The sequence below is a fragment of the Variovorax sp. PDC80 genome (assembly GCF_900115375.1).
In the GTDB taxonomy this organism is placed as follows: Bacteria; Pseudomonadota; Gammaproteobacteria; order Burkholderiales; family Burkholderiaceae_C; genus Variovorax.
In genome coordinates, this window is the sequence record NZ_FOWG01000013.1 from 32,061 (window position 1) to 45,499 (window position 13,439).

Annotated in this window: 13 protein-coding genes; all 13 read left to right on the plus strand. The window is 70.6% G+C overall.

Annotation, left to right across the window (positions count from 1 at the left end; translation table 11 throughout):
- Positions 1–36 precede the first annotated feature (36 nt).
- Positions 37–1,044, plus strand: coding sequence for a 1,2-phenylacetyl-CoA epoxidase subunit PaaA (paaA, locus tag BM109_RS31235; RefSeq protein WP_057593739.1), 1,008 nt, complete (start codon positions 37–39; stop codon positions 1,042–1,044).
- Positions 1,041–1,337: a 1,2-phenylacetyl-CoA epoxidase subunit PaaB gene (gene paaB / locus BM109_RS31240; protein ID WP_057593738.1), complete on the plus strand. Its 297-nt coding sequence runs from the start codon at positions 1,041–1,043 to the stop codon at positions 1,335–1,337. The genes paaA and paaB overlap by 4 nt, the downstream gene beginning before the upstream one ends.
- Before the next feature lie 10 nt (positions 1,338–1,347).
- Positions 1,348–2,127 carry a 1,2-phenylacetyl-CoA epoxidase subunit PaaC gene (gene paaC, locus BM109_RS31245; RefSeq protein ID WP_093351765.1) on the plus strand — a complete coding sequence of 260 codons (780 nt, stop codon included), beginning with the start codon at positions 1,348–1,350 and terminating at the stop codon, positions 2,125–2,127.
- 11 nt (positions 2,128–2,138) lie between these two features.
- On the plus strand, positions 2,139–2,657 hold the full coding sequence (gene paaD, locus BM109_RS31250; protein ID WP_093352182.1) for a 1,2-phenylacetyl-CoA epoxidase subunit PaaD: 519 nt from the start codon (positions 2,139–2,141) through the stop codon (positions 2,655–2,657).
- Between the two features lie 11 nt (positions 2,658–2,668).
- Complete coding sequence (gene paaE, locus BM109_RS31255; RefSeq protein ID WP_093351767.1) at positions 2,669–3,763, plus strand: 1,2-phenylacetyl-CoA epoxidase subunit PaaE; 1,095 nt, start codon at positions 2,669–2,671, stop codon at positions 3,761–3,763.
- Positions 3,764–3,934: 171 nt separating this feature from the next.
- Positions 3,935–5,080 (plus strand): ABC transporter substrate-binding protein, encoded by a 1,146-nt coding sequence (locus BM109_RS31260; RefSeq protein WP_093351770.1) that lies wholly within the window; start codon positions 3,935–3,937, stop codon positions 5,078–5,080.
- 114 nt (positions 5,081–5,194) lie between these two features.
- Positions 5,195–6,223 (plus strand): branched-chain amino acid ABC transporter permease, encoded by a 1,029-nt coding sequence (locus BM109_RS31265; protein WP_093351772.1) that lies wholly within the window; start codon positions 5,195–5,197, stop codon positions 6,221–6,223.
- Positions 6,220–8,136, plus strand: coding sequence for a branched-chain amino acid ABC transporter ATP-binding protein/permease (locus BM109_RS31270; protein WP_093351775.1), 1,917 nt, complete (start codon positions 6,220–6,222; stop codon positions 8,134–8,136). Before BM109_RS31265 ends, BM109_RS31270 begins: the two co-directional genes overlap by 4 nt.
- Positions 8,133–8,873 (plus strand): ABC transporter ATP-binding protein, encoded by a 741-nt coding sequence (locus tag BM109_RS31275; RefSeq protein ID WP_093351777.1) that lies wholly within the window; start codon positions 8,133–8,135, stop codon positions 8,871–8,873. The genes BM109_RS31270 and BM109_RS31275 overlap by 4 nt, the downstream gene beginning before the upstream one ends.
- Before the next feature lie 149 nt (positions 8,874–9,022).
- Complete coding sequence (gene paaZ, locus BM109_RS31280) at positions 9,023–11,086, plus strand: phenylacetic acid degradation bifunctional protein PaaZ (protein ID WP_093351780.1); 2,064 nt, start codon at positions 9,023–9,025, stop codon at positions 11,084–11,086.
- The gene (locus BM109_RS31285; protein WP_093351783.1) at positions 11,086–11,844 is read left to right on the plus strand and encodes an SDR family NAD(P)-dependent oxidoreductase; all 759 of its coding nucleotides are present in this window, start codon (positions 11,086–11,088) and stop codon (positions 11,842–11,844) included. The genes paaZ and BM109_RS31285 overlap by 1 nt, the downstream gene beginning before the upstream one ends.
- A 156-nt stretch (positions 11,845–12,000) precedes the next feature.
- Positions 12,001–12,564 (plus strand): methyltransferase family protein, encoded by a 564-nt coding sequence (locus BM109_RS31290; RefSeq protein WP_093351785.1) that lies wholly within the window; start codon positions 12,001–12,003, stop codon positions 12,562–12,564.
- 74 nt (positions 12,565–12,638) lie between these two features.
- Positions 12,639–13,439 carry a CPBP family intramembrane glutamic endopeptidase gene (locus tag BM109_RS31295; protein ID WP_093351788.1) on the plus strand — a complete coding sequence of 267 codons (801 nt, stop codon included), beginning with the start codon at positions 12,639–12,641 and terminating at the stop codon, positions 13,437–13,439.

The following is a 13,439-nucleotide window of genomic DNA, read 5'->3' on the forward strand; positions in this document are numbered from 1 at the left end:
GATCGACGACCTCTTCACCTCTCAAGGAGAACCGCGATGTACACACAAGCCATGGACACCATGGGCAAGGACGCCGGCGACGGCAAGAAGGCCCTGCGCTCGGCCGACGAGTTGCGGCTCGAGGAACGCTTCGACGCGCGCATCGACGCCGGCGACTTCATCGAGGCCAAGGACTGGATGCCCGATCACTACCGCAAGACGCTGGTGCGGCAGATCAGCCAGCACGCGCACTCGGAGATCGTCGGCATGCTGCCCGAGGGCAACTGGATCAGCCGCGCGCCCACGCTCAAGCGCAAGGCGATCCTGCTGGCCAAGGTGCAGGACGAGGGCGGCCACGGCCTCTACCTCTATGCCGCCGCCGAGACGCTGGGCACCTCGCGCGACCAGATGTTCGACGCGCTGCACACCGGCAAGGCCAAGTACAGCTCGATCTTCAACTACCCCACGCTGACCTGGGCCGACATGGGCACCATCGGCTGGCTGGTCGATGGCGCGGCCATCATGAACCAGGTGCCGATCTGCCGCTGCTCCTACGCGCCCTATGCGCGCGCCATGATCCGCATCTGCCGCGAGGAGAGCTTCCACCAGCGCCAGGGCTACGAGGCGCTGCTGACCATGATGACCCACGGCACGGACGCGCAGAAGGCGATGGTGCAGGACGCGGTCAACCGCTGGTGGTGGCCCTCGATCATGATGTTCGGCCCGCCCGACGACCAGTCGCCCAACTCGGCGCAGTCGATGCGCTGGGGCATCAAGCGCTTCAGCAACGACGAGCTGCGCCAGAAGTTCATCGACGCCACCGTCGAGCAGGCGGCCATCCTCGGCGTGACCCTGCCCGACCCCGACCTCAAGTGGAACGAGGAGCGCCAGGCGCACGACTTCGGCACCATCGACTGGAGCGAGTTCTGGCGCGTGATCGGCGGCGACGGCCCCTGCAACCGCGAACGCCTGCAGGCCCGTGTCGACGCCTGGGAAGACGGCGCCTGGGTGCGCGAAGCCGCACTCGCCCATGCCAACAAGCAACCGATGAAGGAGGCGGCATGACCGTCGAACAGAAACAAGAATGGCCCCTGTGGGAAGTGTTCGTGCGCAGCAAGGCCGGCCTGGACCACAAGCATTGCGGCAGCCTGCATGCCGCCGACTCGAAGATGGCGATCCAGATGGCGCGCGACGTCTACACGCGGCGCCAGGAAGGCTGCAGCATCTGGGTGGTGCGCTCCGAGCAGATCGTCGCGAGCGATCCGGGCGACAAGGACATGTACTTCGATCCCGCCGAGGACAAGGTCTACCGCCACCCGACCTTCTACGCGCTGCCCAAGTCCGTCGACCACATGTGAGCGGCCGGCCATGCAAGCATCGATCGAACTGAACCGCACGCCCGCCGTGCAGTACCTGCTGCGCATCGGCGACACCTGCCTGGTGCTGGCCCAGCGCCTGGGCGAGTGGTGCGGCCACGCGCCCGTGCTCGAGGAGGACATCGCGATGGCCAACATCGCGCTCGACCTCGTGGGCCAGGCGCGCGCGCTGCTCACCCATGCCGGCAAGCTGGAAGGCGCCGGCCGCGAGCACGACGAGGACCAGCTCGCCTACCTGCGCGAGGAGCGCGACTACTTCAACCTCACGCTGGTCGAGCTGCCGCGCGGCGACTTCGCCTTCTCGGTGGTGCGCAACACCATGATCGCCACCCTGCTCAAGCTGCTGTGGCAACGGCTGGCGAGCTCGAGCGACGAGGAAGTGGCCGCCATCGCCGGCAAGGCGCTGAAGGAAGCGCGCTACCACCAGCAGCATTCGGCCGACTGGGTGGTGCGCCTGGGCGACGGCACCGAGGAATCGCGCCGCCGCACCGAGGCCGCGCTCAAGCAGGCCTGGCTCTACATGCCCGAGCTGTTCGAGGCCGACGCCGTCGACCGCGAGGCCAGCGCCAGCGGCCTGGGCCCGGCCTGGAACGAACTGCGCGAACCGTGGTTCGCCGAGATGCAGCAGGTGCTCGACGCCGCCGGCCTGGCCGCGCCGGCCGAGGCCAAGTTCCGCAGCACCGGCAAGCAGGGCGTGCACAGCGAGCACATGGGCTTCGTGCTGGCCGAGATGCAGCACCTGCAGCGCGCCTTCCCCGGGGGCGTGTGGTGACTGCCGACACCATGGCCGCCTCGCGCATCGACGCCGCCTGGGAGGTGCTGCACTCGGTGCCCGACCCCGAGGTGCCGGCCGTGTCGGTCTGCGACCTCGGCATCGTGCGCGACGTGATCGAGCACGACGACGGCCTCGAGGTGGTGCTGACGCCGACCTATTCGGGCTGCCCCGCGACCGAGGCCATCGAGCACGACGTGCTGGCCGCGATCGAGCGCGCCGGCCTCGGCCCCGCGCGCGCCACCCTGCGCCGCGCGCCGGCCTGGACCAGCGACTGGATCAGCGACGAGGGCCGCGCGAAGCTCAAGGCCTACGGCATCGCCCCGCCCGCCCACCTCACGCCCGAGCAGGCCGCCGGCACCGCGGTGCCGATCCGCCTGTTCGGCCGCCTCGCCGGCGAGCGCATCGCCTGCCCGCGCTGCGCGAGCGAGCGCACCGAGCGGCTGTCGGCCTTCGGCTCCACCGCCTGCAAGGCGCTGTACCGCTGCCTCGCCTGCCGCGAACCCTTCGAACATTTCAAGCCGATCTAGGCCCCACGCCGATGAGTACCCTGTTCCACCCCCTGCGCGTGAAGGCCATCGAGCCCGACACGCCCGAGGCCGTCATCGTCTCCTTCGAGGTCCCCGAGACGCTGCGCGAAGTCTTCGGCTTCACGCAGGGCCAGTACCTGACCCTGCGCAACGAGATCGACGGCCAGGACCTGCGCCGTTCCTATTCGATCTGCGCCGGCGTCGACGACGGCGAGCTGCGCGTGGGCGTGCGCAAGGTGCGCGGCGGCCAGTTCTCCAACTGGATCAACGCCCACCTCAAGCCCGGCGACTCGATCCAGGTGATGGCGCCGCAAGGCCGCTTCTTCGTGCCGATCGAGGGCGAGTCCGCGCGCCACCACGTCGGCATCGCGGGTGGCAGCGGCATCACGCCGATCCTGTCGATCATGAAGACCGTGCTGGCGCGCGAGCCGAAGAGCCGCTTCACGCTGATCTACGGCAACCGCCAGCTCCAGTCCACGATGTTCAAGGAAGAGATCGAGGACCTGAAGAACCGCTACATGACGCGCCTGGTGCTGCAGCACGTGTTCTCCGACGAGCACACCGATTCGCCGCTGGGCTTCGGCGTGATGAACCGCGAGAAGATCGGCGAGTTCCTGCAGGGCCTGGTGCCGGCGGGCAGCATCGACCACGTCTACATCTGCGGCCCGTTCCAGATGAACGACGAGGCCGAGGCCGCGCTGCTGGCCGCGGGCGTGCCCGAGGAACGCATCCACATCGAGCGCTTCGGCGTCGCGCTACCCTCGGCGAGCTCGACCGCCCAGGTCGGCGCCGTGGTGCACGAGGCCCTGCCCGGCGACGCCAAGCGCGCGCGCGTGACCATCGTGCGCGACGGCCTGCAGCGCGAGATCACCTACACCGAAGGCCAGCCCAGCATCCTCGACGCGGCCTCGGCGGCCGGCCTCGAGGTGCCGTTCTCGTGCACCTCGGGCGTGTGCGGCACCTGCCGCGCCAAGTGCGTGGACGGGGAAGTCCGCATGGAAAGAAACTTCGCGCTCGACAAGAATGAAGTGGCCGCGGGCTTCGTATTGACCTGCCAGGCCCACCCCCTTACCGAACGCGTCACGCTCTCGTTCGACGAGCGCTGAAGAATGAACCCACCCCCGAATCTCCGCGCACTTCGTGTCGCTTCGGATCCCCCCTCAAGGGGGCGCACCCGGTGGCCCGGCAAAGCCGGTTCCACGGGTGCCCTGAAAAAGACAGCTGCACCGGAGATACTTCAGGCCTCAATCGATTTTCAACCCGGAGACAAGCCAACCATGAAATTCTTCAAGCCCCTGCTGATCGCCGCCCTGTGCGCCACGGCCCTGTCGGCCTGGGCCGACGTCAACGTCGGCGTGACCATCTCGGCCACCGGCCCGGCGGCTTCGCTGGGCATCCCCGAGAAGAACACGATCTCGCTGATGCCCAAGACCATCGGCGGCCAGAAGATCAACTACATCGTGCTCGACGACGCCTCCGACACCACGGCCGCCGTCAACAACACGCGCAAGCTGATCGCCGAGAACAAGGTCGACGTGATCCTGGGCTCGACCACCACGCCGGCCTCGCTCGCGATGATCGACGTGGCCAGCGAGGCGCAGACGCCGATGATCTCGGTGGCCGCCTCGGCCCGCATCATCGAGCCGATGGACGCCAAGAAGAAGTGGGTCTTCAAGACGCCGCAGAACGACATCATGATGTCGCTGGCCATCGCCGAGCACATGGCCGCCAACGGCGTGAAGAGCGTCGCCTTCATCGGCTTCTCCGACGCCTACGGCGAAGGCTGGTCGCAGGAATTCGCCAAGGCCGCCGAACTCAAGAAGATCAAGGTCGTGGCCAACGAGCGCTATGCGCGCACCGACACCTCGGTCACCGGCCAGGCGCTGAAGATCATGGCCGCCAAGCCCGACGCGGTGCTGGTCGCCGGCTCCGGCACGCCGGCCGCGCTGCCGCAGAAGACGCTCAAGGAGCGCGGCTACACCGGCAAGATGTACCAGACGCACGGCGTGGCCAACGCCGACTTCCTGCGCGTGGGCGGCAAGGACGTGGAAGGCACCTTCCTGCCGGCCGGCCCGGTGCTGGTGGCCGACCAGCTGCCCGCCGGCCACCCGGTGAAGAAGTCCGCGCTCGCCTACGTGGCCGCCTATGAAGCCGCCTACGGCAAGGGCTCGGTCTCGACCTTCGGCGCGCACGCCTGGGACGCCGGCCTGCTCATGAGCTCGGCCGTGCCGGTCGCGCTCAAGAAGGCCCAGCCGGGCACGCCCGAGTTCCGCGCCGCGCTGCGCGACGCGCTCGAGCAGACCAAGGACGTGGCGGGCGCGCACGGCGTGTTCACCATGAGCGCGAGCGACCACCTGGGCCTGGACCAGCGCGCGCGCGTGATGGTCAAGATCGAGAACGGCGCCTGGAAATTCCAACCCTGATCGCACGGGGCTGAACGACGGACACCGCGGGCCGGCGCCACCGGCCCGCGGTGTTCCTGCAAGAGGGGCACGGTTTTTCTCTCGCCCCTGGTCTTCTGAAGGAAAGTTGGTCGTATGGATTTGCAGATCGCCCTGCTGCTCGGGCAGGACGGCATCGTGAACGGCGCGGTCTACGGACTGATGGCGCTCGCGTTGGTGCTGGTGTTTTCGGTCACGCGCGTGATCTTCATCCCGCAGGGCGAGTTCGTCGCCTTCGGCGCGCTGTCGATGGCCGCGCTGCAGGGCGGCCGCGCGCCGTCCACGCTGTGGCTGCTGCTGGCGCTGGCGCTGGCCGTGCTGGCGATCGAGGCCTGGCGCTGGAAGCGCGGCGCCACGGTCGACTGGCGCTCGGCGCTGACCTGGTGCGTGGCCTTCCCCGCGGTGGCCGCCGCGCTGGTGCTGGTGCTCAAGCCCACCTCGCTCGCGACGCAGGCGCTCACCGTGCTGGTGCTGATCGCGCCGCTGGGCCCGCTGCTCTACCGCCTCGCCTACCGCCCGCTGGCCGATGCCAGCGTGCTGATGCTCCTGATCGTCTCGGTGGCGCTGCACGGCGTGCTGATCGGCCTCGGGCTGTTCTTCTTCGGCGCCGAGGGCTCGCGCACCAGCGCGTTCTCCGAGCTGCGCCTCGACCTCGGCGGCATTCCCGTCACCGGCCAGTCGCTGGTGGTGGTCGGCGTCACGCTGGTGCTGGTGATCGCGATGTTCTGGTTCTTCGGCCGCTCGATGATCGGCAAGGCGCTGCGCGCCACCGCCATCAACCGCGTGGGCGCACGGCTGTCGGGCATTCCCACCGAGCTCTCGGGCGACCTGAGCTTCGCGCTCGCGGCCGTCATCGGCGCGGTGTCGGGCCTGCTGATCGCGCCGATCACCACGGTCTACTACGACACCGGCTTCCTGATCGGCCTCAAGGGCTTCGTGGCCGCCATCGTCGGCGGGCTCGCGAGCTATCCGCTGGCGCTCGCGGGCGCGCTGCTGGTGGGCCTGCTCGAGGCCTTCTCCTCCTTCTGGGCCAGCGCGTACAAGGAAGTGCTGGTCTTCACTTTGATCATCCCGGTGCTGTGGTGGCGTTCGCTGCGCAGCCATCACGTGGAGGACGAGGAATGAACCCGTCTTCATCGACCCCTGTGGCTTCTTCTCCCGCCAACGCCGTGCCCGAGGGCCGTCCGCTCGTCACGCCGCGCGTGCTCACGCTCGTCTTCATCGTCGCACTCGCGCTGGCCTGGGGCTGGCTGCCGCCCTTCACCGTCACCGTGCTCAGCAACATCGGCCTCTATGCGCTGGTGGCCGTGGGCCTGGTGCTGCTGACCGGCGTCGGCGGCATGACCTCCTTCGGCCAGGCCGCCTTCGTCGGCATGGGCGCCTATGCCACGGCCTGGATCTGCACCTCGCCGACCGCGGCCGGCTGGCTCGGCGGCCTCGCGGGTTCCGCGCTGGTGCCCTGGCTCGGCCTGCTGCTCGGGCTGGTGCTGACCTTCGCGCTGGCCTGGGCGCTCGGCGCGGTCACGCTCAAGCTCTCGGGCCACTACCTGCCGCTGTGCACCATCGCCTGGGGCCTGAGCCTGTACTTCCTGCTCGGCAACATGGAGTTCCTCGGCGGCCAGACCGGCATCACCGGCATTCCGCCGCTGGTGATCGCGGGCGTCTCCTTCGCCACCCCGCGCATGCTGGGCGTGGTGATCTGGGCCGTGCTGCTGCTCGCGCTGTGGGCCATGCACAACCTGCTCGACTCGCGCGAGGGCCGCGCCATCCGCGCGCTCAAGGGCGGCCGGCTGATGGCCGAGTCGATGGGCGTGGACACCGCGCGCCACCGCATCAAGCTGTTCGTGCTGGCCGCGCTGCTGGCCGCGATCTCGGGCTGGCTCTATGCCCACATGCAGCGCTTCGTGAACCCCACGCCGTTCAACCTCAACATCGGCATCGAGATGCTGTTCATGGCGGTGGTCGGCGGCGCGGGCCATCTCTGGGGCGCGGTGCTCGGCGCCACGCTGATCACGCTGCTGAAGGAGAAGCTGCAGGACATCCTGCCCGCGCTGCTGGGCACCAGCGGCAACTTCGAGGTGGTGGTGTTCGGCCTGCTGATGCTGTTCGTGCTGCAGCGCTTCGCCGACGGCCTGTGGCCCACGCTGGCGCGGTTGTCGCGCCGCTGGGTGCGCGAGCTGCCGCGCGCCGCCGGCGCCGGCCCGGCCGTCTCGAGCACCGAGCAGCTCGCGCAGCGCGCGCTGCCGGCCACGGGCAGCCTGCTGCTGCAGGCCGACGGCGTGAGCAAGCGCTTCGGCGGGCTGGTGGCCAACAACGACATCTCGATGACCCTGAAGGCCGGCGAGGTGCACGCGCTGATCGGCCCCAACGGCGCCGGCAAGAGCACCTTCTTCAACATGATCTCGGGCGTGGACGATCCCACCACCGGCGAGGTGCGGCTGGTCGGCCAGCCGATGTCGGGCAAGCCCTCGCGCGCCTTCGCCTCGCTGGGCCTGGGCCGCACCTTCCAGCACGTGCGGCTGCTCGGCCAGCGCAGCGTGATCGAGAACGTGGCGCTCGGCGCCCACCTGCGCGCCAAACGCGGCTGGGTCTCGGCGATGCTGCGGCTGGACCGCGCGGAGGAAGCCGCGCTGATGGCCGAGGCACGGCGCCAGATCGAACGCTGCGGCCTCGGCGCGCATGCCGACACGCCCGCGGCCTCGCTCTCGCTGGGCCAGCAGCGCGTGGTCGAGATCGCGCGCGCGCTCGCGGGCCAGCCCTCGGTGCTGCTGCTCGACGAGCCCGCGGCCGGCCTGCGCCACCTCGAGAAGCGCGCGCTGTCCGAGCTGCTCGGCCAGCTGCGCGCCGAAGGCCTCGGCATCCTGGTGGTGGAACACGACATGGAGTTCGTGATGAACCTCGCCGACCGCATCACCGTGCTCGAGTTCGGCACCGTGATCGCCACCGGCTCGCCCGCCGAAGTGCAGGCCAACCCGCGCGTGCTCGAGGCCTACCTCGGCGGCGCCGACGACGAACTGCTCGAGGACGCATCGCGATGAGCCAACCCCTGCTTCAACTCGACGGCTTCTGCGTCGCCTACCGCGAGGTGGAGGCGGTGCACAGCGCGCGCCTGCACGTGAACGAAGGCGAGATCGTCACCGTGATCGGCCCGAACGGCGCCGGCAAGACCACGCTGCTGTGCGCGGCGATGGGCCTGCTGCCCTCCACCGGCAGCCTGTCGCTGCAGGGCGAGCGCATCGCGCGCCCCGGCGTCGAGGCCATGGTCGCGCGCGGCGTGGCGCTGGTGCCCGAGCGGCGCGAGCTGTTCGGCGAGATGTCGGTGGAAGACAACCTGCTGCTCGGCGGCTTCTACCAGTGGCGCAAGGGCAAGCGCGACCAGCGCGCGCGCATGGACGAGATCTTCGAGATCTTCCCGCGCCTGAAGGAGCGCCGGCCGCAGATGGCCTCCACGCTCTCGGGCGGCGAACGCCAGATGCTGGCCATCGGCCGCGCGCTGATGGCGCGCCCGCGCCTGCTGATGCTCGACGAGCCCTCGCTGGGCCTCGCGCCGCTGGTGGTGCGCGAGGTGCTGCGCGTGGTGGCGCAGCTGCGCAAGCACGGCGTGTCGGTGCTGCTGGTGGAGCAGAACGCGCGCGCCGCGCTGCAGGTGGCCGACCGCGCCTACGTGCTCGAGATGGGCGCCGTGGCGCTCGAGGGCCCGGCGCGCGAGCTGCTGCACGACCAGCGGATCATCGATACCTACCTGGGCATCGGCAAGAAGGACGACGCCCACTGACGAATGCCTCCCTCCCCCGCCGGGGGAGGGCCGGGGTGGGGGCACGACGGCCTCGACCTCCGCGCAGCCTCGAGCTCCGGGGCTGCACCCATCCCGACCTTCCCCCGCAGGGGAAGGCCCAACACAGAGATAGCAAAGGACCCAGCACCATGAGCACCACCCTCCAAAGCTACATCGCCGGCCGCTGGATCGGCCGCGAGGCCGCGCAGTCGCTGCGCAGCGCCGTCAACGGCCAGGCCATCGCCAGCACCCACGCCGAGGCGATCGACTTCGCCGAGGCGCTGGCCCATGCGCGCCGCGTCGGCATCCCGGCGCTGATGGCGCTCGACTTCCAGCAGCGCGCCGAACGCCTCAAGGCACTGGCCAAGTACATCGCCGCCCACAAGGAAACGCTCTACGCCGTCTCGGCCCACACCGGCGCGACGCGCGCCGACGGCTGGGTCGACATCGAGGGCGGCGCCGGCACGCTGGCGGCCTACGCGGGCATCGGCAGCAACGAGCTGCCCTCGGGCAACCTGGTGCACGAGGGCCCGGCCTTCCCGCTGGGCAAGAAGGGCGGCTTCGCGGGCACCCACATCCTGGTGCCGCGCGGCGGCGTGGCGGTGCACATCAACGCCTTCAACTTCCCGGTCTGGGGCCTGCTCGAGAAGTTCGCGCCCAGCTTCCTCGCGGGCATGCCCTGCATCGGCAAGCCGGCCACCGCCACCAGCTACCTCACCGAGGCGGTGGTGCGGCTGATCGTGCAGTCGGGCATCCTGCCCGAGGGCAGCCTGCAGCTGGTCATCGGCGGCACGGGCGACCTGCTCGACCGCCTCGAGGGCCCCGACGTCGTGACATTCACCGGCTCGGCCGACACCGCCGCCAAGCTGCGCGTGCATCCGAACCTGGTGCGCCAGTCGATCCCGTTCAACGCCGAGGCCGACTCGCTCAACTGCGCGATCCTCGCGCCCGACGTCACGCCCGACGACGAGGAGTTCGACCTGTTCGTGAAGGAGGTGGCGCGCGAGATGACGGTGAAGGCCGGCCAGAAGTGCACCGCCATCCGCCGCGCCATCGTGCCGCGCCAGCATCTCGACGCCGTGGCCGAGCGCCTGCGCGCGCGGCTGGCCAAGACGGTGGTGGGCGATCCCTCGCGCGAGGAGGTGCGCATGGGCGCGCTGGCCTCGCATGCGCAGCAGGCCGACGTGGCCGAGCGCGTGGCCGAGCTGCGCAAGGGCGCCGAGCTGGTGTACGGCGGCGGCGACGGCTTCTCACCCGTGGGCGAGGGCACGGCCGAGGGCGCCTTCTTCGCGCCCACGCTGCTGTTGAGCCGCAAGCCGCTCGAGCACGACGCGGTGCACGACATCGAGGCCTTCGGCCCGGTCAGCACGCTGATGCCCTACGAGGGCATCGACGAGGCGCTGGCGCTGGCCGCGCGCGGCCGCGGCAGCCTGGTCGGCACGCTGGTCACGCGCGATCCCGCCACCGCCGCCAAGGCGATCCCCGTCGCCGCGGCCTGGCACGGCCGGCTGCTGGTGCTCGACCGCGAGGCCGCCGCCGAATCGACCGGCCACGGCTCGCCGCTGCCGCCGCTCAAGCACGGCGGCCCGGGACGCGCGGGCGGCGGCGAGGAGCTCGGCGGCCTGCGCGCCGTCAAGCACTACCTGCAGCGCGCCGCGCTGCAGGGTTCGCCCACCATGCTGGCGGCCGTCACCGGCGAGCACGTGCGCGGCGCCAAGGTGCGCGAGAGCGAGGTGCATCCGTTCCGCAGCCACTTCGAGGACCTGCGCATCGGCGACTCGCTGCTGACGCACCGCCGCACCGTGAGCGAGGCCGACATCGTGGCCTTCGGCGGCCTGTCGGGCGACTACTTCTACATGCACTTCGACGAGATCGCGGCCAAGGAGTCGCCGTTCGGCAAGCGCATCGCGCACGGCTACTTCGTGCTGTCGGCGGCCGCCGGCCTGTTCGTCTCGCCCGCGCCCGGCCCGGTGCTGGCCAACTACGGCCTCGACACGCTGCGCTTCGTCAAGCCCGTGGGCATCGGCGACACCATCCGCGCGCGCCTGACCTGCAAGCGCAAGATCGACCGCAACCGCAAGGACGCCAACGGCCAGGGCCAGGGCGTGGTGGCCTGGGACGTCGAGGTGACGAACCAGGACGGCGAGCTGGTCGCGAGCTACGACATCCTGACGCTGGTCGCGAAGAAGCCGGTGCCGGCGGCGGCCGCCTGATGTTCGACCTCGGCGGCAAGGTCGCGCTGGTCACCGGCGGCAACGGCGGCCTGGGCCTCGGCATGGCCCAGGGCCTGGCGCAGGCCGGCGCGCGCGTGGTGATCGCCGCGCGCAACCCCGAGAAATCGGCCGCCGCGGTCGAGACGCTGAAGGCGCTCGGCAGCGACAGCTTCGCGGTCGCCATCGACGTCGCCGACGAGGCCTCGGTGCAGCAGGCGGTCGACGACGTGGCCGCGCGCTGCGGCCGGCTCGACATCCTGGTCAACAACGCCGGCACCACCGTGCGCAAGCCGGTGGACCAGCTCACGCTGGACGAGTGGAACCTCGTGCTCCAGACCAACCTCACCAGCGCCTTCCTCGTGAGCCGCGCAGCGCATCCGCACATGAAGCGCGGCGGCGGCGGCAAGATCGTCAACGTCGGCTCGATGATGTCGATCTTCGGCGCCGCCTATTCGCCCGCCTATGCCGCGAGCAAGGCCGGCGTGGTGCAGCTCACCAAGTCGACCGCGCTCTCGTGGGCGGCCGACAACATCCAGGTCAACGCGATTCTGCCGGGCTGGTTCCAGACCGAGATGACCGACGGCGCGCGCGCCCAGGTCGCGGGCCTCTACGAGCGCGTGGTCGCGCGCACGGCGGCGGGCCGCTGGGGCCGGCCGGCCGACATCGCGGGCACGGCCGTGTTCCTCGCGAGCCCCGCGGCCGACTACGTGACCGGCGTGTCGATCCCGGTCGACGGCGGCTACTCGACGATGGGCTGACAAGGTGTGAATAAACCTACTGCGCGCCCCGATCTCGCACCTGCGGTCCTCACCGTACAGAGTACGGCTCCGGTCCTCGGCGCGACCTCGGGGCGCTCGCTACGGTTTCTTCACACCTTGTGAGGGCGCCGCGGCCCGGCGTGTAGATTCGGGCCCATGCCTTTCGCCTGGATCCAGATCGCCCTCTTCGTCGCCGTCTCGGCCGCGCTGCTGTACGTCTCGCGCGGCGCGCTGCGCCGGCGCGGCTCGCACGGCTTCTACCGCTTCTTCGCCTGGGAGTGCATGCTGGCGCTGATCCTGCTGAACCTGCCCGTGTGGCATGTGGATCCGCTGGCGCCGCACCAGCTGCTGTCGTGGCTGCTGCTGGCGCTGTCGGCCTGGCTGCCGGTGCATGCCTGGCGCCGGCTGCAGGCCGCGGTGCGGCCCGGCGCGGCGCGCGACGACGATCCCGCGCTGCTAGGCTTCGAGAAGACCGACTCGCTGGTCACCGACGGTGCCTTCCGCTACATCCGCCATCCGATGTACACCGCGCTGATGCTGCTGGCCTGGGGCGCCTGCCTCAAGGACATCGGCGGTCCCGGCCTCGCGCTGGCGCTCGCGGCCACGGTGCTGCTGGTGCTGACGGCGCTCAGCGACGAGCGCGAATGCATCGCGCATTTCGGCGACGCCTACCGCGCCTACATGCGCGGCACGAAGCGCTTCCTGCCCTTCGTGGTCTGACACCGCCCCCCGGTTGGGGGAGGCGCCGGGCCGGCGGCAGCGGCTAACATGCCCGCCACCTTCGCGCAGCGCCCATGCCCTCCCCGAACCGCCCGGCCTTCCCCTCGGCGACGCAGGCCGTCCTGCTGTACCTCGCCCTGTTCCTCTGCGAGCTGGTCGTGGGCGCCGCGCTGCGCGACGGCAACCGGCTGTTCGGCCTGAGCACCATGCAGATCGGCGTGCTGTCGTCCGTGCTGGGCAACGGACTGGTGTTCGCGGTCGTGATGCAGCAGCAGAAGCTGGGCTGGCGCGCGCTGTTCCATCCCTCGAATGCCTCGATGCGCGCCACGCTGATGCTGGTGGTGCCGCCCACGCTGCTGCTGGTGCCGGCGCTGATGCTGGCGATCACCTGCGCGATCAACCTGCTGACGCTGGCGCTGCCGCTGTCGGCCTGGGAGGAGGCGATGTTCAGCCGCATGGCCGACGGCAGCGTGGCGGCGGTGCTGGCGGTCTGCGTGATGGCGCCGCTGCTCGAGGAGATGCTGTTCCGCGGCATCGTGCTGCGCGGCTTCCTGCAGCGCTACGGGCGCGGGCAGGCGATCTTCATGTCGGCGCTGCTGTTCGGCGCGGCCCACATGAACATCTACCAGTTCGTGGTCGGCGTGGCGATGGGCGCGGTGCTGGGCTGGCTCTACGAGCGCACGCGCTCGCTGATCCCGTGCATCGCGCTGCACGCGGCCTACAACAGCGCCACGCTGCTGGTGGCCGGCTGGCTCGAGGACGCCTCGCCGGCCGGCGTGCTGAGCTTCGTGCTGCTGGCCGGCGCGGCCGCGTTGTGCGGCGGGGTGGTGCTGCGGCAGTTGCTGGTGGCCTCGGGCCGGACCAGCGACGGCTGA